The sequence below is a fragment of the Lysinibacillus sp. FSL M8-0216 genome (assembly GCF_038595555.1).
Lineage (GTDB): Bacteria > Bacillota > Bacilli > Bacillales_A > Planococcaceae > Lysinibacillus > Lysinibacillus fusiformis.
This window is the reverse complement of sequence record NZ_CP152007.1, coordinates 1,621,287-1,645,276: the sequence shown is the minus strand read 5'-3', so window position 1 is coordinate 1,645,276 and position 23,990 is coordinate 1,621,287. Positions and strand designations below refer to the sequence as shown.

19 protein-coding genes and 2 pseudogenes are annotated in these 23,990 nt (G+C 37.4%); 6 read left to right on the top strand and 15 right to left on the bottom strand.

Features of this window, described 5'->3' with window-relative positions; genetic code table 11:
• Positions 1-96 precede the first annotated feature (96 nt).
• Positions 97-1,347: a ribonuclease H-like domain-containing protein gene (locus MKX57_RS07710; protein WP_239354405.1), complete on the bottom strand. Its 1,251-nt coding sequence runs from the start codon at positions 1,345-1,347 to the stop codon at positions 97-99.
• A gap of 494 nt (positions 1,348-1,841) precedes the next feature.
• On the opposite strand from MKX57_RS07710, the gene MKX57_RS07705 reads away from it, so the two are divergent.
• A complete protein-coding gene (locus MKX57_RS07705; RefSeq protein WP_107921791.1) occupies positions 1,842-2,198 on the top strand; it encodes a hypothetical protein in 357 nt (118 codons plus the stop codon).
• Between the two features lie 136 nt (positions 2,199-2,334).
• Here MKX57_RS07705 and MKX57_RS07700 read toward each other — a convergent pair.
• Positions 2,335-2,802: pseudogene (locus tag MKX57_RS07700) on the bottom strand (DUF1998 domain-containing protein); the annotation flags it as partial.
• A gap of 501 nt (positions 2,803-3,303) precedes the next feature.
• On the opposite strand from MKX57_RS07700, the gene MKX57_RS07695 reads away from it, so the two are divergent.
• Both MKX57_RS07695 and MKX57_RS07690 read left to right on the top strand, forming a co-directional pair.
• Positions 3,304-3,870: a DUF5067 domain-containing protein gene (locus MKX57_RS07695; RefSeq protein ID WP_043990143.1), complete on the top strand. Its 567-nt coding sequence runs from the start codon at positions 3,304-3,306 to the stop codon at positions 3,868-3,870.
• Positions 3,871-4,001: 131 nt separating this feature from the next.
• Positions 4,002-4,667 (top strand): DUF5710 domain-containing protein, encoded by a 666-nt coding sequence (locus tag MKX57_RS07690; RefSeq protein ID WP_008176477.1) that lies wholly within the window; start codon positions 4,002-4,004, stop codon positions 4,665-4,667.
• A gap of 243 nt (positions 4,668-4,910) precedes the next feature.
• On the opposite strand, the pseudogene MKX57_RS07685 reads toward MKX57_RS07690, so the two are convergent.
• The 5 genes and pseudogenes from MKX57_RS07685 to MKX57_RS07665 all read right to left on the bottom strand — a co-directional run.
• Positions 4,911-5,158 (bottom strand): annotated as a pseudogene (locus tag MKX57_RS07685) (IS3 family transposase); the annotation flags it as partial.
• 433 nt (positions 5,159-5,591) lie between these two features.
• Positions 5,592-6,377 carry a hypothetical protein gene (locus MKX57_RS07680; RefSeq protein ID WP_043990145.1) on the bottom strand — a complete coding sequence of 262 codons (786 nt, stop codon included), beginning with the start codon at positions 6,375-6,377 and terminating at the stop codon, positions 5,592-5,594.
• Between the two features lie 667 nt (positions 6,378-7,044).
• Positions 7,045-9,315, bottom strand: a complete 2,271-nt coding sequence (locus MKX57_RS07675; RefSeq protein ID WP_342550879.1) for a DEAD/DEAH box helicase — start codon at positions 9,313-9,315, stop codon at positions 7,045-7,047.
• On the bottom strand, positions 9,290-9,682 hold the full coding sequence (locus MKX57_RS07670; RefSeq protein ID WP_239354402.1) for a YppE family protein: 393 nt from the start codon (positions 9,680-9,682) through the stop codon (positions 9,290-9,292). The genes MKX57_RS07675 and MKX57_RS07670 overlap by 26 nt, the downstream gene beginning before the upstream one ends.
• A gap of 209 nt (positions 9,683-9,891) precedes the next feature.
• Positions 9,892-10,086 (bottom strand): hypothetical protein, encoded by a 195-nt coding sequence (locus tag MKX57_RS07665; protein ID WP_008176489.1) that lies wholly within the window; start codon positions 10,084-10,086, stop codon positions 9,892-9,894.
• Between the two features lie 381 nt (positions 10,087-10,467).
• Here MKX57_RS07665 and recU point away from each other — a divergent pair, with 381 nt between their 5' ends.
• Together recU and MKX57_RS07655 are read left to right on the top strand one after the other, a co-directional pair.
• Complete coding sequence (gene recU / locus MKX57_RS07660) at positions 10,468-11,112, top strand: Holliday junction resolvase RecU (protein ID WP_008176494.1); 645 nt, start codon at positions 10,468-10,470, stop codon at positions 11,110-11,112.
• Position 11,113: 1 nt separating this feature from the next.
• Positions 11,114-13,795 (top strand): penicillin-binding protein 1A, encoded by a 2,682-nt coding sequence (locus MKX57_RS07655; protein WP_089985119.1) that lies wholly within the window; start codon positions 11,114-11,116, stop codon positions 13,793-13,795.
• A gap of 69 nt (positions 13,796-13,864) precedes the next feature.
• Here MKX57_RS07655 and MKX57_RS07650 read toward each other — a convergent pair whose 3' ends face one another.
• From MKX57_RS07650 to MKX57_RS07620, 7 genes are all read right to left on the bottom strand, one after another.
• Entirely contained in the window at positions 13,865-14,179 is a 315-nt protein-coding gene (locus MKX57_RS07650; RefSeq protein WP_089985120.1) for a YpoC family protein, read from the bottom strand.
• On the bottom strand, positions 14,176-14,838 hold the full coding sequence (gene nth / locus MKX57_RS07645; RefSeq protein ID WP_089985122.1) for an endonuclease III: 663 nt from the start codon (positions 14,836-14,838) through the stop codon (positions 14,176-14,178). Before nth ends, MKX57_RS07650 begins: the two co-directional genes overlap by 4 nt.
• Before the next feature lie 12 nt (positions 14,839-14,850).
• A complete protein-coding gene (locus MKX57_RS07640; protein ID WP_008176501.1) occupies positions 14,851-15,579 on the bottom strand; it encodes a DnaD domain-containing protein in 729 nt (242 codons plus the stop codon).
• A 77-nt stretch (positions 15,580-15,656) separates the two neighbouring features.
• Positions 15,657-16,952, bottom strand: coding sequence for an asparagine--tRNA ligase (gene asnS, locus MKX57_RS07635; RefSeq protein WP_089985123.1), 1,296 nt, complete (start codon positions 16,950-16,952; stop codon positions 15,657-15,659).
• 28 nt (positions 16,953-16,980) lie between these two features.
• Positions 16,981-18,174 carry a pyridoxal phosphate-dependent aminotransferase gene (locus tag MKX57_RS07630; protein WP_008176505.1) on the bottom strand — a complete coding sequence of 398 codons (1,194 nt, stop codon included), beginning with the start codon at positions 18,172-18,174 and terminating at the stop codon, positions 16,981-16,983.
• A gap of 16 nt (positions 18,175-18,190) precedes the next feature.
• Positions 18,191-18,673, bottom strand: a complete 483-nt coding sequence (locus tag MKX57_RS07625; protein ID WP_008176506.1) for a DUF5590 domain-containing protein — start codon at positions 18,671-18,673, stop codon at positions 18,191-18,193.
• A 344-nt stretch (positions 18,674-19,017) separates the two neighbouring features.
• On the bottom strand, positions 19,018-20,439 hold the full coding sequence (locus MKX57_RS07620; RefSeq protein WP_043990148.1) for a tetratricopeptide repeat-containing diguanylate cyclase: 1,422 nt from the start codon (positions 20,437-20,439) through the stop codon (positions 19,018-19,020).
• Between the two features lie 286 nt (positions 20,440-20,725).
• On the opposite strand from MKX57_RS07620, the gene MKX57_RS07615 reads away from it, so the two are divergent.
• A complete protein-coding gene (locus tag MKX57_RS07615; protein WP_107921787.1) occupies positions 20,726-22,585 on the top strand; it encodes a multicopper oxidase in 1,860 nt (619 codons plus the stop codon).
• Positions 22,586-22,636: 51 nt separating this feature from the next.
• Here the strand turns inward: MKX57_RS07615 and MKX57_RS07610 are convergent, their stop codons facing one another.
• On the bottom strand, positions 22,637-23,884 hold the full coding sequence (locus MKX57_RS07610) for an MFS transporter (RefSeq protein ID WP_008176514.1): 1,248 nt from the start codon (positions 23,882-23,884) through the stop codon (positions 22,637-22,639).
• Positions 23,885-23,990: the final 106 nt, after the last annotated feature.

Below are 23,990 nucleotides of genomic sequence, written 5' to 3'. Positions count from 1 at the left end.
TACACGAATACATTATAGCATACTTCAACACATTATATCGTCTGAAAACTCCAATTGTAAGGCTAAACTTGTCGTTTTATGCGATTACCTGGGAAATTATTTCTTATTTCCTAATCTGAGCAACCTCTTTTCCCAAGAAATTACCCATTTTTGTTTTTGTTCTGCTCTCCATTGCTCATTCTTTTGAATGAGATGTATGCCTTGTTGCGTATAATAAAGGGCCTGCTTATAATCTTTTATTTGGTGCTCATAAAGTATGGCTAGTTGCTCAAGGACACGCAACTTTGTTCTTGCTTCGACAAAATGGAGAGAGGCCACAAATGCATCGATGGCTTCACTATAGCGTTTACTCTTTTTATGCTGTAGTGCTAAATAATATTGAGCATTACCCGCTTCCAGTGCATCAAATTGTGTTGTCACCCTTTCTAACACCTTAACACTTTGTGTGCTTTCTTTTAAATCACCATACCATTTCCCAATATTGGTAAAGGTTTTTGCAGATTCTTCATATCCCTCTTCAAACAAGAGCTGAGTAGAATGACTATACAGTGTGATAAGAGACAGCAAATCCCACTCATTATGCAGCAAAACCTTCATAAGAGCATCTGGTACGCCACTTTTTACAGCATCTAAATAAATAATAGGGGCAAGATGACCAGGAATATCTCCCTTTCGAGAAAAACCAAGCTTCTCTTCCTCCACAGATTTTAATTTTAAGCGCTCCATATCATTTTTCCATAAACGCTTGGAACTATGCAATAAATCGATTTGTCGTTGTGATCTTAATTTGGGTAATGTTTTTTGATGCAGTGTCCAGCGCGTTTCAAGCTGCGGCCAATCAAAGCTTTTACCATTATAGGTGATGACTGTTGCTAATTTTTTCCACAGTTTTGATTCAAACAGAAACGCCGCCTCATGTGCAGGGTCTGCAAGAATATATTGAGTTAAACTAAAACATTCTTCGTCTACCTCTAAAAACCCAAGCAAAAAAATATGCGTGCCCACACCTTTTAAGCCTGTCGTTTCTGTATCAAAAAATAATACAGGTTCATGAAAATCCAGTGCATATGGATGATCAAACGAAGCATCCTGCCATTTTTTCAACGCATCAAAAAATGACTGTAGCTGATAATGACCATGCTGAAAAGAAAATGGATACTGTACATGGCGCTTAAACACAATACCAAAGTCATTTTCTACAACCGTAAGCCCAGCCTCTTCCCATCGCTCGGTATAGCTAGGCCTAGTTGGCTTTTGATAAGCCGGTTCCTCTACCCTTTGTGGAGTCGCCGCTGGTTTTTTACTAAGCATTTTTTTCATTTGTAGTATTTTATTTTCGTAAGACATGTATTTCACTCATTTTCTGCTTATAATATAAGACTCTCTTGCAAGATTACCATGATTGCTCGACTCATTCAAAATTTTCATCGCAGGAAATTCTTGTTTATAGAAACTCTATTTCTTGAATTGATGACCTTAAAAGTGTAAAGGACATGTGAGTATGTCTTTGCGGTTGCAATGGAAAAAGCACGCCCTGCCTGAGGAAGCGTAAAACAGCTGCAAAAAATAAAGCCCCGATTCAAACGTCTCTGGATTATTTTCGAGAAATTTCAATATTTTATTTAAAGAAACTACCCCGATATGCTTTTAGCTTAAAACTATTCATTAAACAATCCATTCTCAATAAAGATACGGCATTTCTTGATGTATGTCCCTTTTATGTCCTGGATACATAGAAAGCTCAAGCTATTGTCTATTGCCAGTGTACTATTGTAAGTATTTCCTATAAAATGAAATTACAAATAGAATGTGATAAAATTATGTTTTTTGGAGGAAATGCTTTGTTTAAAAATTTACGTGAAGAAATAAAAGAAGAATGGAAAAACACAACCGAGGATTTAGAAAAAGAAGTATTTAAAGTATGGCAATTAGACTATAAAGGCCATATTATTCGAATTGTAAATGCCGTGACTGAAGAAGTTCTTTCTATTAATAATGAAGTAGTAGATAAAAAAAGTAGAGATAGTATGTTCAAACAAATCTACCCTTATGTTACATTGACAGGTGAAATTACAGAAGCAAATGGCACAATCTCTACCGTAAAAGTAAAAATCGGTGGATTACTCAGTCTAAATATCGTCGTTAAAGTAAATGGTACTACATTACTGAACGAAAAACACAAAATATCTATTAAATAACTTTAGTTTAATAGAATACTACTGGACGTGAGTTAGAAAAACATACTATCATTAAACGTTAGATGAGCTACACACTATTAAATATGGAGGGCCTGAGGAAATAATTTAGTTATTCCTCAAGTCCTCTTTTTTCATGTTAATTAATTTGATTTAATCTTTGAAGAAGTATTATGACTCTCTTCTTGCCTTCCTGTAAACTGTCTTGGGCACCAATACATGATGGGCATCCAGATTCACAAGGACAATTTGAAACATGCTCCAACGTTTTCATTAATAGCTCCTCCCATAAGTCATAGACCTTTTCACTTAAACCAATCCCACCAGGGTATTTATCGTAAACAAAAAATGTGGGCAGCTCATTATGGGATGCTTTGACTTGTGGGACAACAGCTACATCACTGCTGTCACATTGAATAAATAAAGGGATAAAGGCATTCATGGCATAGGCTACTCCAATCATTGCCTCTGTCAATTCCGCCTCTGACCACTGTTCTGTTAGATGAAGTGATAGCCATGATGCGCTTGTATGCATTTCATCTGGAGGTAGATGTATTGGACCCGAACCTATATTATCATGCGTGCCAAAGAGAATTTTATTAAACATAAGGTAAAAAGCAAGTGAACATATTTAGGTCACCATAACTTTAAAATTTAGGGCAACGAATTTGCTCCCACGTATATAGTATATATGTATTAGGCGTATTAGGTATATATTATATATGTTATATACACCTATATTATATAAATACACTCAATAGATATTATTTGTTTACTTTGTTTACTTATATAAGGGAATCCTTTGACTGCAAGGGTTCTATCCTCACAGAATCGGCAACAAACTCTGTTTACCCTCGTTGCCTTCGTTTACCCACTTTAGTAATTTAAAGCACTATCATTTGTTGCCTTTTTGGACTTTGTTGCCCTACTTTTCTGCACTTTATTTACCCTATAATATGGAAGTTTTAAAGAAATAAATCTGATGTAAACAAAGCTAAAAATGTGTTCATTTAAGGAGTGAGAAATCAAATTAATAATGACATAATCTAGGTAATTTAGTATAGTATTATTATATGAAAATATATACAAAAAGGAGATTATTTTACAAATGAAGAAAAAACTAATTTTCAGCACTGCACTTGTACTTTCACTTGGCCTTGCTGCTTGTGGTGAAGAAAAAGCTAAAGAAGAACCACCAAAAGAAGAAATTCAAACACCTGTATCTGCTGACAAAACAGAAAAGGAAGAACAAAGTGAAGATGTCTACTTTAAAGATGGTGAGGCAAAACTAGTAGATTTGAAAATAAAAATCAAGGAAACAAAAGTTATTCCAGCAGGAGAAAAAGGAAACGAATATGGTGAAAAACCTGTATTTGCAATTTGGTATGAAACTACAAATTTAAGTGATAAAGAAATTGACCCTGGAACAGCGTGGTTTGCTGTATTTACTGTGATCCAGGATAACAATCCGAATGCTGTTAATAAATTAGAAATAGGGTCATTACCCGATGAGAGTTTTTTAGAAACACAAATGGAAAATATTAAAAAAGGCGGAACTGTAGAACACGCAATTGCTTATGAACTTGATGATTTAGAAACTCCAGTCACATTAGTTGCCAATCAAGGTATTGGTGGCAAAGAATTAGGTAAACAAGATTACCAAGTTAAACAATAAATTCAGAAAATGCCACTCATTTATTTTTTTCAGTGAGTGGCTTCCCTTTCTTATACAATTCAAAATAACTTTTTCAATAGATACATAATCCAAATTGTAAGTACTATAAAGCACGGGAAGGAGTATAAAATATGCTATTTTTAGATGTGCCCTATTCTGATAAAGATGAAGCTAAGCAAATGTATGCAAAGTGGAATACTGAATTTAAGAAATGGACCACCACTAATCGTAAATTTTATTTTAGATTTAAGAAATGGGTAAAATACAGTACTGTTGCTACAAATTTTGTATATCTCGCAAAGACCGAAAGAAATTGTTGGAAATGTAAGAAGCATACAGTAGTTTATGCTATCGCTATACACGGGGAAAATTTAATAGATTTAGAGGATAGATCGACAAACCACGGTGAGGGAACAGAAGATTTAATTGGATTAGACTGTGTTATTCTACCCTTAAGTTTAGGTTTTCCATCAGAAATTGCAAAGTATTTAAAAGAAAATTCAAAGTGCAAAGTAATGTATTCAAACTCAACAAAAAGCAACTATTACGCAAATGTATGTTTACATTGTAATTCTCTACAAGGGAATAATTTTATTTTTGAAGAATTTGATTCTCCTTTTTCAAGAAATGTTTCAAATATTGAATTCCTTTGCTTCACCTTAAAATACGATGTACCAATTGACTATATTATTGGTAAAGAAATGTATTCACCTACTTTGCGCCGATTTTCCAAATCAAACGTAAAAGATTTAAACATCACTATTAACTCAATTAAATTTCATCAATTTACCGAGTAATTCCAAAATAGTAGAACTTCAAGGCTTACACAGCAAAGAATTAAGAAAAACAAGGAAACAATCAGCAAAGAGTTCTGCTAAGAGCTACATTAATAAGTACTGTGATTTAGATAACTTGGCTGAATTAAAAGAGATCCTTTCGACTCGTGTACAGGAATTACAAAGTGAATAAATTAAAAAGACCAGGTACTCATTTGTGAACTGCACCCCGTCAGGTAGACAGTGGAAATAATAAAAAATGTATTATGCGGCTTGAGTCCTGAATTCTAAGGGACTCAAGCCGTTTAATCGTTCCTGATAACGATAGTAATTATAAAAATGAATATAATCATCAATCGCTAGTTTTAACTCTTCATATGAATTGTACTTCAATGTGCCCCAAAATGATTCAATTGGTCCGTTATCAATACATCGACCAACACGGGACATACTTTGTGTCATATTGGCTTTTTCAACAATTCGCTTAAATTCCTTCGATGACTAGTATACTTTTTTGCCCACCTTTTTAAAACTGAGGTACTACTAATCCCATATTTCGCTAACACTTCCATCTGTGAATAATTCCGTTGAATGTAGTCCTTCACAGCCGCTAACTTTAACTTTTTTGAATAGGATTTACATGAAGTAGCTTCTTGTAATCCTTCACGTCCACCTGCCTCAAATTTCATTTTCCATCTATGAAAAGTTTGATGATCTATTGAAAACCTTTCACACAATTCATTGATAGAATAGTGACCTTCTTCGAACAATTGAACGTTATGTAGTTTCAACTCAAGTGGATGTTTGCTTCACCCATAAAAAATACTCCCCCTTAGATAAACAGATTTTTATTTTTTAATCTGTCTACCTAATAGGGAGCATATCAAATTAGCTTTGTTGGTCGTTAATTTTTCATGGGAGTTTTCTAATATTTCATAATTTGTTCTACTCGTGATTAGATTTTACAAAAGTTGCATCAATTAATCCTGCATAGTTATCATCTATATCAGCCCATTTAAAATACCTTGTCCATGTAGCTGGATAATGAAATGAATCACGATATAAGTACAATTCACCTATATAGTAAGCTTCCTTTGTTTTGATGGAAACATAAATGAGTGCTATACCAGATATTATAACCAAAGCGGCTTCTTCTGCCTTTTTAGTGTACTTCGGAAGATTTAGAACAGAAAGCCCAAATAATATTCCGATAACCCCTGTAAGATAAGTTGTATCAATGGATTTCTTGCCTTTATACGTCATATAGAGAACATAGTCACCGTTTCCACCAGGTAATGCCCTCGGAGCAATTATATCCTCTCCATATTTAGGAAATGGAGTAACTATTGTGGGTTCTTCGACTATAATTTCTTCTAATACTTCTATCTCTCCAGTATTTAAATTTTCTAATGTAGTTGCTTTAGTATTTTTATCAAGAGTTATTAGTTCTTGATAGCTTCCATCTTCATTAGATGCAATCATTTCAATAGTATTTTCTTCATTTTTGGTAATCTCAAGGTATTCAACTTCATTTGTTTGACTATTTGTTACTTGTAATAAACTGTTACCATCTTCTGATTCAGATAAGGAAAATATGTAATTATCTTTCTCTAAAATAATTTTCCCTTCAATATCATCAATTTCTGCTGCTGAAGCAGGTACAGCTAAAGATGGTGTTATCATAGAAAGTGCAAATACTATACAAATAATTCTAATAAAAAATTTTTTCACTAATCTCTACCCCCTGTTTTTCTCCCATGTAGGAAATTATACCATAAATGTAATAAGATTTCATTTTTTAAAATTTTAGCATTTTTTTTAATTTTAGTTTATCCTTATTTAAAGGTAGGTGTTAATATTGCTAAAAAAATTAAATTTTATTTATCTTACTTTTTTTATAATAATAATTGGATTGTTAATGTATGTTGATTGTCAAATACGAGGTATTTCATCAGGATGGCAGTATGATTTGTCAAAAATAGTTATTTATTCAGGTGTTATTTTATATGCAATACTTGTTCTTAAGATCTATGTTAGAAAAAAATGAAATTACCTTGGAGTAACTAATATTTCATAAACAGTTATTTTTTTAATACAAACTACTGAATTGCATTATTTCAAAATAAACATTCATTCTGTAACAGGTGAAATTTGTGGAAATAAAAAAAACCCATTACCTCAATTGGTAATGGGCATCAGTTTTATCGTTGGGAGATAATAATTTTTAAACCTTCAAAATCCCCACTTGTCATAGTTCCTGAATCAAATTTATCAAGCCATGACTTATCAATTTTCTTTTTATCCACCGTTTAACAGGAATTAACCGTAAAACAATTTATAAATTAATAAATGAAGAAGGCTTAAGGAGCTAGCGCTATCATCCTTAAGCCTTCTTCATTTATTTTTGATTTAATATTCGTAGTAGTACTACTACTCTCTTCTTGCCTTCCTGTAAACTGTCTTGGGCACCAATACATGATGGGCATCCAGATTCACAAGGACAATTTGAAACATGCTCCAACGTTTTCATTAATAGCTCCTCCCATAAGTCATAGACCTTTTCACTTAAACCAATCCCACCAGGGTATTTATCGTAAACAAAAAATGTGGGCAGCTCATTATGGGATGCTTTGACTTGTGGGACAACAGCTACATCACTGCTGTCACATTGAATAAATAAAGGGATAAAGGCATTCATGGCATAGGCTACTCCAATCATTGCCTCTGTCAATTCCGCCTCTGACCACTGTTCTGTTAGATGAAGTGATAGCCATGATGCGCTTGTATGCATTTCATCTGGAGGTAAATGAATAGGCCCCGATCCTATATTATCATGCGTGCCAAAGCGAATTTTCTTGAAAATAGTTGCCTGTGCAACTAATCCTACATCCCCAAAGCTAATCGTACCGCCGTTATAAGTTCGGCTTCGATCTTCCTCTAATACCTTCATTTCAACGGCAAGATTAGCATCTGTATAATAATCGATGTCGACTTCACGGACATAAGCTTTCTTTTCTTCCCAGTCGAGCTTCTCTACTTGGAATTGAATCCCTTGATGTAAATAAATCGCTTCTTCATGTAATAGTGTCATGGCACTATGACGATCCATTTCTCCAATTACCTTTGTTTGGGCAGGAATAGACAGATCAATTATAACCACATTTTCCTGGGAAGCCGACCGTAAGCTAATATCATGTGCTGGGAAACGATCGCTCATCCAATGCCACTTATCGCTCGTCTTAAAGACAACGCCCTCTTCTGCTAAATAATCTAGCAATTCTTGTATATCATATTCACCATACGTATCTTCTATAGAAAAAGGTAATTCAAAAGCGGCACATTTTAAATGATCCATTAAAATTAACATATTTTCTGGATAAATACGTGCTTCCTCTGGTGCACTACCAAGTAAAAATAAAGGATGATTCACCACATACTGATCCAGTGCCGTCGATTGTGCAACATAAATAATTAAAGCCTCATCCTGTCGCCTTCCTGCACGTCCTGCTTGTTGCCAGGCACTTGCAATATTTCCTGGATAACCTGTCATAATACATGCTTGTAACTGGCCGATATCGACCCCTAATTCTAACGCATTGGTACTGACAACGGTTTGAATGGTTCCATCACGCAAGCCTTTTTCGATTACCCGACGTTCAGATGGTAAATACCCACCTCGGTAGCCACGCACGGATTCATCCAGCAGCTTATTGCGAGTGAGCTCCTTTAAATAAGTGACAATCATTTCAACCCGTACTCTGCTTTTAGCGAAAATGATTGATTGAATACCAGCTATATATAGCCGCTTTGCTAAATCACTTACCTCTAACACGGCACTTCTACGCACCCCAAAAGTTTTATGAATAATGGGCGGATTATAGAACAGAAATGTTTTCTTACCGATAGGTGCTCCAGAGTCCGCGATGAGCGCATGTGATTCATTTGTTAATAGCTCGGCCAGCTCCTTAGGATTTTTTATCGTTGCCGATGTGCAAATAAACACAGGTTTACTACCATAAAATTCACATATGCGTTTTAATCTACGAATAACATGGGCAACATGGGAACCAAATACCCCTTTATATGTATGCAATTCATCAATCACGATATACTGTAAATTTTCAAATAGCGATACCCATTTCGTATGATGTGGCAAAATTCCTGAATGAAGCATATCAGGATTTGTCATAACGATATGTCCTGCTTTGCGAACCTTCTGACGAATGCCTGGAGCCGTATCACCATCATAGGTATAACTTAAAATTTCCTCACCACTTTGTTCAATCAGTTCATTCAAGTCATTTTTTTGATCCTGCGCTAAAGCCTTTGTTGGGAATAAATAGATCGCACGTGCGTTTTTATCCTCTACTATTTTTTGCAACACCGGCAAATGATAGCAATATGATTTACCTGATGCGGTTGGTGTAACAGCCGTAAAAGATGTACCACTCTGTGCCAAATCAAAGGCCTCTCGCTGATGCGTATAAAGTTGCTCGATTCCCCTTGCCTGCAAAGCCTTCACTAAAGAAGGATGTAAATTTTCTGGGAAAGGAGCATAGCTAGCAGGTCGTCCTTCAAGTGTTTGCCAATGTAGAATACGTTCTTTTAATTCTTCATCATATCTCCACTCATGCAAAAGCTCACTAATCGTTCGTTTCTTCGATAGCATTTACTGCCTCCTCCTTTACCAGTCGTTCAAAGTTTTTCATTGTAAAGGAGGTAGAATGAATCGCATCTAAGAAGCGTTTTTTACTTGTTTCTTTATAAAAAGATTGCACAACAAATTGCTCCATCGATTCTACCGTTGAAGCAATTTGTTGTGTATGCATATATTTCGGTCGATTCTCTTGAATCCATTTATTGGCCTCTTGCTGCCATTCCTTCAACAGTTGATGAATTTTATCAGCGTGTGGTTTCACCTCTAGAAAAAAGTCAGGTGTACGGTCCTCCTCACGCATTTGCCAAAAACGTGAAACACATCGATCACATTCATCTATTAATTGGGATGTTTGCTGAATAACTAACAATTTTTGCACCTCATCTCTCATCAATTACTCGTAAGCAAATATTTTTCGTAGCAAGTACATATATATGATGAGTATGTCTTGTCCATCATTTCAACTACGAAAATATGGCACCTCCTGATACCTTTACCTTCCCCTACTTGTTTTGTGGTAAATACTGTATCAATTTTAATGCTATAGAGTTAGTTCAATTGCTTATGAGATAAGTGTACCAAAGTCTATCATTTTTCACTACTAATAGGCGAACAAGCATTCTTTACTTGCCAGTTCTTTTCTGCTAAGCTTACTTTCTGGCTAACTGCTTTGAGCTGCAAAAAAAAGTGCATATTCTGAGCATTGTTCTCCAGCGACACTCTCGTGAAAAGTAATTGATTGACCAGATCTAACTGCGCAACTAATTGTTCTAACTTGTTCAAAATAACGCCCCCTTTGCTTTACTTAAAGTATTCCTCGCATGTATAGAATTACCTTCATGCGTGACAAAATAAGCGTAAGTTAGCTGAAAGAAGAAGATTTTCGATAAATTTTTATAAATGAACCTTCCAACTAAAAAAGCGTCCTGAATGAAAGGTGTAGATAATTCACCATTCTTCAACCGTTTCTATGTTTAAATTTATCAGTTATTTTGACGATTCAAGGAAGACAATTATTAGCTTTTTTTCGACGCAATTTGTTTATTCTTTGCATCCACTGTCTACTACTCTTGTAACAAAGACAACACGGATGGAGGTAGAGAAGAGCCATCAAATCATGGTAAACTAATATATAGGAAAGCAGTTTGATAAAGGGTGAGCTAAATGACAATTCGCTATCCAAATGGGAAATTGTATACCCCCCATACTTCTGTACAGAAAACAGAAAAAAAAAGTAAAAGTAAAGATTTGTCTTTTAGTAATCGTGGAAAGACACTAGAAGATGAAATTAATGAAGCAAACGACTATTATATTAAAAGGCGACTTGCTATCATTCATAAGAAACCTGTTCCTGTACAAATCGTCAAAGTAGAGTACCCTTCACGAAGCGCTGCTGTCATTCGTGAAGCATATTTTCGAACACCCTCTACAACCGACTACAATGGTGTTTGGAATGGGCATTATATTGATTTTGATGCAAAGGAAACTGCGTCCAAAACAAGTTTCCCTTTAAAAAATATTCATGAGCATCAAATGACCCATATGCAGCAAGTGACTGAACAAAATGGTGTGGCTTTTATTATCGTTCGCTTTTCAGCTTTTGAACGATATTTTATTGTGCCATATGAAGTTTTACAAAAGGCCTGGCAAGCAATGGAAAATGGCAATCGTAAATCCATACCCTTTTCAACGATTGAAGAAGAGGCGTATGAAATTCCCACTAGCTATTATCCACGGATCGATTATTTACCCATCATCCAACAACTGATCGTTGAAAAATGCTGCGGGTTTGAAAGTGAGGAGAAATAGTATGACTGAACGTCGTCGAACACGTGGAGAGCATCAAAAGGCTCTCGCTGAAAAAAATAAAAAAGGTAAGAAAACAACAACAAAGTCGTCTACACCCGCTAAAATGTGGATAAAACGTATTTTCTTAACGTTATTAATCATCGGTGTGGTAGGCTTCATTGGAGGAGCAGGATTATTTGCTTACTATGCAAGCACAGCTCCTAAGCTTGATGAGGAATTATTGAAAGACCCTGTGTCTTCAGAATTCTACGATAAAAACGGTGAAATATTCGCAACAATCGGTGCTGAAAACCGTAAATATATAAAATATGAAGATATTCCCGAAGATATGGTGAACGCTATTCTTGCAACGGAAGATGTACGCTTTTTTAAACATCACGGCATGGACTTCTACCGTCTAGGTGGTGCTATACTTGCTAACTTCCGTGATGGCTTTGGTGCACAAGGTGCCTCTACCCTAACACAGCAAGTAGTGAAAAACTCATTCTTACAAAATGAAAAGAAATTAAAACGTAAAGCACAGGAAGCTTGGCTAGCGTTTCAATTAGAACGTAAATATTCAAAAGAAGAAATTTTTGAAATGTACTTCAATAAAATGCTAATGTCAGGCCGTATTTATGGCTTTGGTACAGCAGCCCAATATTTCTACGGAAAAGAATTAAAAGATTTAACATTAGATGAAGAAGCATTATTAGCAGGGCTCGTACAAAGACCAAATGCTTATAATCCATTGAAAAACCCTGACCTTGCCAAGCAACGTCGTAATACAGTTTTAGGATTAATGTATCAACACGGAAAAATTTCGAAAACAGAAATGGAAGAAGCTAAAAACGTTGATGTCCAAGCAGGTCTTGCTGACGATGCAACTCGTCAATCATTTGCTGGCTCTAAATACGATGCCTTCCTAGATGTCGTTATTAATGAATTAGAAAATAATGGCGATGGTTCTGCCATGGCAGAAGGGATTAAAGTTTATACAACACTTGATCCAAATGCCCAAAAAGTTGTTGAAAATGTGATGAACGATGACAGCAATTTCCCAACAGAAGATATTCAGTCAGGTGTAGCGGTCATTGATACGAAAACAGGAGCTATCCAAGCTGTTGGTGGCGGTCGACATTATGGTGCCGAACGTGGCTGGAACTATGCAGATGATTTAACAAAAAATCAACCTGGTTCTACAATGAAACCATTAGTGGACTACGGTCCAGCCATTGAATATTTAAAATGGTCTACTGGCCATACACTTGTAGATGAACCTATGAACTATTCCAATTCAAAGCAAACTATTACAAACTGGGATGGCAGATATATGGGTGCCATGACTGCTCGTAAGGCATTATATGCTTCACGAAACGTACCAGCTGTCAAAGCATTACAAGAAGTAGGTACTGAAAATGCGAAGGAATTTGTTGGACGTTTAGGGATTGAAACAGAAAACCTTTATGAATCAGACGCAATTGGTGGTGGAGCGATTACTATCTCACCTATTCAAATGGCGGCTTCCTATGCAGCATTCGGAAATAACGGCGTTTACACAGACCCACATGCTATTACAAAAATTGTTTACCGTGATGGGAAAACATCTAAAAATTATACACCTGAGCCTAATGTAGCGATGAGTGAAGCTACAGCTTATATGGTAACAGATATGCTACGTGATGTAGTTGGCAACAAACCTGACGCATCAGGTACAGCGGCTAATGTCCCTGGACTAGACATCGCAGGTAAAACAGGTACAACCAACTATTCAGCTGAAGATTTCAATAAATATAATTTACCGAACACAAGTGTGCCAGATTCATGGTTTGCTGGTTATACGACAAACTATTCCATCGCTATATGGAGTGGCTATGAAAAACACTTTGATCCAATTACAACGTGGGAAGAACGTCGTTTACCACAAAATCTATTCAAATCGATTATGCAAGACATTTCAGCAAACGTTGAAACAGAAAGCTTTAAAAAGCCAAGTACAGTTGTAGAAGCAACGATTGAAGTGGGCTCTAAGCCATTGAAATTGGCAAGTGACTTTACACCAAGCGAATTACGTCAAACAGAGCTATTCGTTCGTGGTACTGAGCCAACAGAAGTGTCGAATGTTTATGAAGCACCAGAATTGGCTACGCCATATAACGTATCTGCAAGCTTAGATTTAGGGGCACAGTCTATCAATATTTCTTGGGAACATGATGCCAGCTTGAATCCAGAAACAGATGAACCATTACCAACTTCATTTGAAGTAACTGCAACCCGTGATGACGGTAAAAAGTTTGACCTTGGTAAAACAGAGAGCAAAGGTTTATCAGTTGCCAATACGTTGGAAGATGGCAATTACACGATTTCAGTCGTAGCCATTGTGGATGGTACACGAAGCGAGCCTGGTACCACAACTTTCCAAATTACAAGTACAACTGAAGAAGAGGATGTAGAAACGGAAGAGCCGGAAGAGCCGAACATTGATTTACCAACAGATCCTGGTGAAGAAGACCAAGATAACGGTCATAATAATGGCAATGGTAACGGTAATGGCAACAACGGTGGTAATAACAATAATAATGGAAATGGGCATGGGAATAACGGCAACAACGGTGGAAACAATGGCGGTTCAGATGGAAGCCAGCAACCAACTCCTCCTACAGATCCTGTAGACCCAAATAATGAAGAACAAAGCTCAGAATAAACAAAAAGCCGAGAAGCATATAATGCTTCTCGGTTTTTTCTGTCGGCACAAGTATTTTATTCTGCCACTCTATTTTTTACTAGCTTGAATTCGTAAACGTGCTGTACGCTTTTTCGTTTCCTTAAATAATTCATCCAACTGACGGTAACAAGCATATTGCCCTGGCTTCGCTTTGATAAAGGAAAGTCTTTCAACCCCATTAATCGGCAGCACCTCATCTCCTGCCGCTTGTACAAGCTGTTCAAACAATTGGATTGCTTCTTCCATTAAGTCTTTTGCTGTACCATTTCTAGCATCATGGGCTTCGTGGATAGTTGCTTGAAGGGTTGTCCATTGGGCAAACCAAGCATCTACCTGATCTTTTGTGATCGCCTCTCTATTCATGCTTCCTTCACCAAGCCTTTCTTCAAACGCTTTTGACCTTCACGACAATCACTTAGTAAAGGACAGGTATGGCAGCCAGGATTTTGGGCCTTACAATGATAACGACCAAAGAAAATTAACTGATGATGCGTTTTTGACCACTTATCCATGGGCGTTTTTTTCATGATTGTTTCTTCCACTTCAAGTACGGAATCCTTCCATCTACATAGACCTAGACGTTTGGAAACACGCTCTACATGGGTATCAACTGCTAGCGCAGGAATATCAAAGGCTACTGATAGCACCACATTGGCTGTTTTGCGACCTACACCTGGCAATGTTACAAGTGCTTCTCGGGTTGCTGGTATTTCGCCATTATATTCATCTAGCAAACGTTGACATAAAGCCTGAATGTTCTTTGCTTTATTACGATATAAGCCAATAGAGCGAATATCCTGTTGTAATTCTTCCAACGGGACAGCCAAATAATCTTCAGGCGTTTTATATTTCTGAAATAATGTTTTGGTTACCTTATTAACAAGTACATCCGTACATTGTGCAGATAATAATGTCGCAATTGTGAGCTCAAAGGCATTGTCATGCACAAGCTCACAATGTGCATTAGGAAACATTCGATCCATTTCTTCTAGGCAATGCTCCCACTGTTTTTTTGTTAACAAACTGGATGCCCCCTATTCTCTCTCTTCTAACCAATTATAAAAAGGTACTTTGTTAGTCGGTTGCGTGTCTTGCTGAACTGTCCGTGCTGGAGTCCTGCTAAATGTTTGCTTCTCTCTGAACTGCTCACTTTGCTTTTGTGCCGCTTGAGGTGTCGTAATATTTTTCTTCTTCCACTCTAACAAAATACGATCAATATAGCGAATGCTCAGTTTCCCAGCAAAAACAGCTTCTTTCAATGCCTCTTTAATGAGTGTTGGACTATGCTTGTCCTCATCAAGCCAACACCCTATTTTTTCAAGCTCTAAAGGAGATAAAAGACGTCCCATTTCTTCTTCAAAGAGTCGGAAAATCTCTCCTTCTTCTTGTTGAAGTGTTGTAGCAGATTTTTGTTGCTCTTTCATCTCGATCATCTGCACAATTCGCTCCCAGAGTGGATAAACCGAATATTTTTCATAGAGCTTGCCACCTGTATCCACATCACGAGTAATTTCAAGGAAGCCCTTTTGCATTAATCGTTGTAAACGGGATGTTAGTTCATTTTCTGGCATTGTGAGACGATTCTTTAAATCATTTGGTGTAGGGAAGTCATAGCCTTCCATATGAAAGGCTAACAGGTGCATAACAATTAGCGCCTCTTCATCCTCTATATTTAACTCCTTATAAAACTGAAAAAAAAGCTGGGGAATGGGAATCATTCTCTGCTCAGTCCATGTACGGAGTCGATGATTATTTGCATTCATATTCCTCTAGACTCCTTCTTTAAGTAAGTAGAAAAGCCGCGTAGATATTTCACTACGCGACTTTTAAATTGATTTGCTTATGGATATAAGCGGTTCAGTAAACGTGGGAATGGAATTGTTTCACGAATATGTTCTGTGCCAGAAATCCATGCCACAGTTCGCTCTAATCCAAGTCCGAAGCCTGAATGTGGAACAGAACCATGTTTACGAAGCTCCAAATACCATGCATATGCATCTAATGATAGGTTATGTTCTTCAAGACGAGATTTTAATAAATCATAGTCATGGATACGCTCAGAACCACCAATAATTTCACCATAGCCTTCAGGTGCGATTAAATCAGCACATAATACAACGTCATCGCGGTCTGGATGTGGTTGCATATAGAAAGGCTTAATGCCTACTGGGTAGCATGTAATGAATACTGGCTTGTCGAATGAATTGGCAATAGCCGTTTCATGAGGTGCACCAAAATCGTCGCCCCATTCGATATCGTCAAAACCTTGTTCATGTAAAAGCTTAATCGCGTCATCATATGAAATACGAGGGAATGGCGCTTTAATATTTTCAAGTTTCGATGTATCACGGTCAAGTCGCTCTAATTCTAATTTGCAGTTAGCCAGAACGGATTGTACAATATGCGTTACATATTGCTCCTGTACTTCTAGATTTTCTTCAAACTCTACAAAGGCCATCTCAGGCTCAATCATCCAGAACTCGATTAAGTGACGACGCGTTTTAGATTTTTCAGCACGGAAAGTTGGACCGAATGAAAATACTTTTCCTAGTGCCATAGCTGCGGCTTCCATATAAAGCTGCCCTGATTGAGAAAGGAATGCATCCTCATCAAAGTATTTCGTATGGAATAGCTCAGATGTACCTTCAGGTGAAGATCCTGTTAAAATCGGTGGGTCCATCTTTGTAAAGCCATTGTTGTTGAAAAATTCATAAGTAGCACGAATGATTTCATTACGGACCTTCATAATGGCATGTTGTTTACGAGAACGTAACCATAAATGACGGTTATCCATTAAAAATTCAGGACCGTGCTCCTTCGGTGTAATAGGGAAATCTGTTGCTGTATGTAGAACCTCAATTCCTGTTACAGCTAGCTCACAGCCAAAGCTTGAACGTTCGTCAGCTTTCACCTCTCCTGTAATATACATAGAAGTTTCTTGCGTTAGTCCTTTAGCTGTAGCAAAAATTTCTTCGCCCACTTCTTCTTTCACGACAACACCCTGAACAAAACCAGAGCCATCACGAAGTTGTAAGAAGGCGATTTTACCACTTGAACGTTTGTTAGCTAGCCAAGCGCCCATTTTGACTGTTTCACCGATATGCTGTGGCATATCTTTAATCATAATTTTTTTCATAGAAATCCTCCAAAGTCGTCTAGAGGGATTAGTCTTGCCATTTTGATTTTACAAATGTATCAATACGACGGACTGCCTCTTCTAGTAAGTCTAAAGATGTTGCATAAGATAATCGCATAGTAGTTGGTGCACCAAAGCCAGAGCCTGGAATTACAGCTACGTTTGCTTCTGTTAAAATATCCGCAGCGAATGCGTCTACTGAATCATAGCCAGTGTGAGCCATAGCTTCTGCTACATCTGGTAATAAGTAGAATGCACCCTGTGGTTTTAATACATGGAAGCCAGGAATTGCACTTACCTGTGGGTAAATTTTCTCAAGACGAGATTCGAATGCTTGGCGCATTTCCTCTACCGCGTCCTGTGGTCCATTATACGCCTCAACAGTTGCATATTGCGCAGTTGTAGTCGCATTAGATGTTGAATGTGATGCAAGGTCAGTCATTGCTTTCACTACGTCCGCATCACCCGCAGCATAACCAATACGCCAGCCTGTCATAGAGTGAGATTTTGCTACACCATTTACAACGATTGTACGTGCTTTCACTGCATCAGAAAGTTGTGCAATTGAAAAATGCTCAATACCATTGTATACAAGCTTCTCATAAATTTCATCTGACACGATTAAAATATCCTTTTCTTCTGCAACTGCAGCAAGTTCTGCAAGCTCTTCACGTGAATATATCATACCAGATGGGTTGCTAGGTGAGTTGATAATTACCGCTTTTGTTTTATCAGTCACAGCAGCTCTTAATTGATCAGCAGTAATTTTATAGTTTTGTTCACGTGTACCTTCAACATATACAGGTACTCCGCCCGCTAATTTAACTTGCTCAGGATAAGACACCCAATAAGGGATTGGAATAATAACTTCATCACCCTCGTTTAAAATAACTTGGAATAATGTGTATAAAATATGCTTTGCACCTACACCAACAATCACTTCATTTGGCTGATACGTAAGATTATTATCGCGCTGTAGTTTATCAATAATAGCTTTTTTTAGCACTGGAAGTCCGCCAGCAGGTGTATATTTTGTATACCCCTTTTCCATTGAATCAATGGCAGCATTTAAAATGTTTTGAGGTGTATTAAAGTCTGGTTCACCAGCTCCAAGGCCAATGACATCAATACCTTGCTCTTTTAATGCTTTTGCTTTCGCAGTAATAGCTAATGTTGAAGATGGTGTTAAAGTTTTTACACGTGTTGCTAATAAGTTTTTCATCCGGGATCTACTCCTCTTATAAATTCGTAATGCGCTTCCACCAGTCGCCATCCTTAAACATAATATAGACATAGTTGAGTTTGTCATGGTCGTTTAGGTATGTAATCTCCCAAACAGCGCCCGGCTCCTCATAGCCCAATTTCATGTGGAGGACCTTTTGTACATTTCCTTCATTTTTAAAAACCGATAATGCTTGCTTTTCCGTAATACCATCTTCTAATAACACTTCCTGAATGGAATCCTTGTCTAGATTCGTGGGAACAAAGACAGCCTTTTTATCACCGTATTCGTCTACCCCGAACACAGTAACATACGAATGTTTGCCATTATATGTGTAGGACTCCGATACAATTGCGAGGGCTTTGGCATCGAGTGCCAACTGTTCAGCCTGCTCTTCAATTGAACGGAACGGAGCCTCGGCTTTCCAGAGTACTAAAATGCTAATGACAAGTGACAACGAAACAATAAAGACAGAAATGAAAATTAACCAGTTTTTCATCTATTCACCTGTTGTTTCATATCGTGCCTTTTTGGCACAACACATAGCGGATGTTTGTGTGTGTTTTTAACTGCATAACAATTCATTTTGCATTCCATTTTGTCAACCTGCTTTCTTTCCTCATACCACAACATTATACAACAATTTTGTGCTGTCGTGTTTCTTAATTTCATATATTGTACGTTGCTAGAATAACGTTTTCAACTGATTGGTACAGTAATTTTCATTCCGTATCATTTTACCTCGTTCTAATTTGCGATGACGCTCCAATTTCTCTCAAGAATATTCCCTGAAACAGGAGAAAAATTCCTATTCAACACTGTAAATAGGAATCACTCAAATTATCATAGTTCATAGATGACATTGGTGGCACGGCCTTTATCTTTTGCCTCATACAAACAGCGATCAGCTTGATCAAATAAATCATTATAATGATAATTTTTTCGATCATTCATACAAGCTCCCATACTGACCTTTAATGGATAGCTTTTCTGGTCTTTTTCTAATGTTAACGTAAGCAAATGAGCGTGTGTATTTTGGACAAGTGCTTTCATGTAATCCTTTTGTGGATGGCGTATACAGATAATGAATTCATCCCCTCCATAACGGATAATTTTTACGTCTTCCTCCCGCAAAAACTCCCTCAAGCCATTAGCTAAAAGCTGTAAAACTCGATCGCCAAACAAATGTCCATGCGTATCATTAAATAATTTAAAATTATCAATATCAAGAACTGTAATACATACATAGGATTCCGCCATTTTGGCAGCATGTAACCATTCATCTAGCTCGTAATCTAGAAAGTGGCGATTCAAAACACCTGTTAATGGATCATAATGTGCTTTTCTTTCTAATCTCTCTTTTTGACGCTTAAATTCCAAATTCAACACTTGCTGTAGTAAATTATCAACGCTCATCTGTTCCGAAAGGTCAATATAATCTTTTTGGACATCAAAAATTTCATCTCGCCAATTCAATTGGTACAGGACATTTAACAATAAGCGCATCACTTTTTTCGTAATGGGCTTATCACCATAGGATTTGGCTAGATCTATTGCTTGTTGATAATATTGCACCGCTTCCTCAAGCTTGTGCTGCTTTTCATATAAAAAGCCATAGCCAAACAAAGCTGCTACTTTTTCAGGTTTATGTTGAGAAATTATGCTTGAAGTTAATGAGTCATCAAGCAATGCCTTTCCTGCTAAAAAATCCCCTTCCAAAATATACACATCTGCTAAATTATTATTGATGCGAATATCTAATAATCTTGCTAAATCTGGCTGTGTCTCATATAGCGTTTTATTATATTCTCTTGCTAACAACCCCGCTTGAAGGGCTTCCTTCGTAAAGCCCTTCTCTACCTCTATATAGCATAAATTATTATGACAACGAACAAGCATCATAAAATCTTGTAATTCTTGAGCATAAGCAATTGACTTTTTCGTCATCTCTGCTGTTTTTTCACGGATTCCTACCATATCGTATATTAACGACATAACCAAATAATAATGCATCAAATCTTTGCTAGTACCATATTTTTCACAAATAGCCTCATACTCGAAAATAAGGCTGACAATGGCTAGCGTATCGCCCAAAGAATGATGTACTAAAATTTTCTGATAGTACAAGTCCAATACATATTCATAGTTGTTTCCCTCTAAAGCTACTAAAAGACCCTGATCTGCCAGTTTCAGCGCATCTGTTAAATACCCCTTTATGCGCATTTCCATGATTGTCTTATTTAATTCCTCTAATGTTAACACCACTGTCTCACCACTTTTCCAAGCCCCTATTTAATCCTTCACTTTGTTCTGTAACAATTATAAGACATATCTATTTACTTCGGCCGACTTTTTAGCAATATACCAACTATTACCTCGATTTCAAAAAAACTTTTATAAGACAGCTATTGAATGTCCTTTTGTTTTCCCCTCCCATTAAATTTTTATACTATTACACATTTTTCTCCATTTTTGTCCCAGTCAACTGTTGTTTTTACCCATATGATGTGATAACTAGGCATGTTAAGTAATTGAAAAGGGATGTGATGTTTTGAGTTTACCAATTAACCCTTCTGATCCAGCTACCATTCCAAAATTTGTAGATGCTCTACAGAAGCCGGTGACAGCAAAACCAAAGTACTGTAGAGGACAAAAGAAACATGATTATTACGAGCTAGTCATGATGGAGGGCGAGCACCGCTTTCACAAGCATTTTCCTAATACATTAATATGGGGGTACAACGGACTTTATCCAGGACCAACTATAGAAGCGACGAAAGATAAACCGATTTACGTTAAATATAGAAATCAATTACCACTACAGCACTTTTTACCAGTGGATTTTACACTACATGCCGCCAACGATTCCCAAGAGGTAAGAACCGTCACTCACTTACATGGAGCTAATGTGGATTGGGAGAGCGACGGTCATCCAGAGGCATGGTACACAAGAGATTATCGACATACTGGTCCAAAATTTAATAAAGAAATCCATGAATATACGAACCACCAGCCTGGTACTACAATGTGGTACCATGACCATGCTATGGCTTTAACACGTTTAAATGTCTATGCAGGCTTGGCAGGTTTCTATTTACTAAGAGATGCCCTGGAGGAACGTTCCAATTTACCATGTGGAGAATACGAATATCCTATTTTAATTCAAGATAAATCATTTAATGAGGATGGCTCTTTATTTTATCCTGATGAACCACCATTCCCAGTTACTGTACATCCTTCGATTACCCCTGGCTTCGTAGGTAACACCATTGTAGTCAATGGAAAGCTTTGGCCCTTTTTAGATGTTGAGCCTCGTAAATATAGATTTCGGTTCCTGAATGGCTCCAATCGAAGAGGCTATGTCATCAGCTTGTCAAATGAGCAGACTATGATGCAAATAGGCACAGATGGCGGTTTTTTATCAGCGCCTCAAGCGATTCAATCTGTAGAGCTGCTACCTGCTGAACGCACAGATATCATCATCGATTTTTCAGCTTGCGAGGGACAGGAAATCACCTTACTCAACACAGATACAGATTTTATCGATGAGCATACGAACGTCATTATGCAATTTAAAGTATCACTTCCCTTAAAATATGAGGATACGAGTGAAATTCCCGAGAGACTGGCAGTCACAATGGATTTACATCCACATCATGCACATATCGATAGACAGTTACCTTTGACAGCAACAACAGATGAATTTGGAAGACCTATGCTGTTATTGAACAACCGAATGTACCACGACCCAGCGACAGAAAAACCTTCCTTAGATAGTATTGAAGTTTGGAGTTTTATTAATACTACGCCTTTTATACATCCTATTCATTTGCATCTCATTCAATTTAAAATTCTTGAACGTCGGCCATTTGATTTAGAACTCTATCAAAATGAAGGAATCGTATCGTTTACAGGACCACCAGAGGAGCCTCGGGACTATGAGCGTGGTTGGAAAGATACGGTCAAAGTGGATGCTGGCAAAGTTACGAAAATTATTATGCAATGGAAGGATCATGTGGGGAATTACATGTGGCATTGTCACTTCCTTGAGCACGAGGACCATGATATGATGCGACCTATTCTTGTAATGAAGGATGTCCACGCTGTTCAACAGCCGCATGCTGAAATAGAACAGCCTACCCATCATGAGGCTACTATTACTAGTACTACGACAGCCCCTACCCCTACGACAAATACTACTAGTACGACACATCATAATGAGTCACCCGCACCATTATTAAATGCTTCTCAAATTCCTTTCACGGAGGAAGAAGAAATTGTGGATTCACTAGCAGAGGAGACTACACATATAGGAAATAATGATCAACATAGGCCCATCCTGCTTTTCCCAACTCCATCTACACGCACTGATACAAATAGACCTAGACCTCGTAGACCTAGAAGATTTTAGCAAGCCAATCACACAAAGAAAACTACCGTTTAAGTGGTAGTTTTTTTGTGTTCAAGCATGTATACGCCATAATCTATGCGTGAGTAGCGCCAAAAGCAGCATCATAACACAAATCATTAAAATCGGTATAAAGAGGTTGGCACGAAAGATCTCGAACAACAGTCCATAGCCCATTTGCCCAAGAGGTGCCATGCATTGTGAAACAGCCATCATGATCGCCATGACTTTCCCTAAATTTTCATTGGGTGTTTCCTTTTGCACAAGTGTCATTACGTAGATTGAAATGATCGTCATCATCATCGCCATCACAAGCGCACAACCGGTAAATAATAAGTATGAAGCATAATAGCCTATTTGAAGCATGGGCTGAATGACAGCAATGGCCATAGGAATCACCAAAAAAGCAGTCACCAATACCCAAATATATAGCCTGTTAATTTGGAGCTTTTTTGCGAAATAGCCCATCGATAATGCACCAAGTATGGTTGCAAAATCAATAATGCCCATCCCTATTCCGTACAACGAATCACTTACTTCTAACGTGACACGAAGGACGATCGGTACTCCTACGATAAAGAGCGGCGTAAATAATAAATTTAATAAGGCGGCCAGTACCGTACATTTTAAAATAAAGGATTGCTTCACAACATATGTAAATCCTTCTTTTATATCCTTGAATAACGTCATAACTAATTGTCCATCATCATCTCGTTTTACAAATGGAATAGTCATATACATTTCTACGATGGCTGTAACGAAAAATAATAGACCACTTACAAGGACCAGAATTTTGATGCCTAGTAACCCATAAAGAATTCCACCTAGTACTGGTGCAGCAACACCAGCCAAAGCCTGCACCCCATTCACGATTCCATTTGCCTGCTCAAGATGCTGTTCTCTTACTAATAACGGAATACTAGCCATGACTGCAGGTGAATACATAGCGCTAATGATGGACAGGAGCACCATAACTACGCCTATCCCTAACACTGAATGATATTCAGTCCATAATGTGAGATAGAATATCAAGACAACGACACTATTAATAACATCAAATAACACCATTAAATGCCGTCGATTAAAACGATCGGCAAGGGCACCACCGAATGGCGTAAGAAGAATAGGTATGCTTGAAATGGCAAATAGCACGGCAAAAAGATCGGCCCTGCCCGTCATATCTAAAACAAAAAGTGATAGCGCAAACCTTAATAAGGCAGAACCTAAAATAGAAATAATCTGACCAAATACAAGAATTTTAAAATCTTTCGAAAATCCTTTTTCCTTTACGAATGTGTCCATGTACTGTCTCCCCTTTAATAGACCGACTGTCGGTCATTATTTTTGTATAAAAAAAGTGTAGCAATAAGTTTGGATGTTCGTTGTGACTAAAACTTATACCACACTC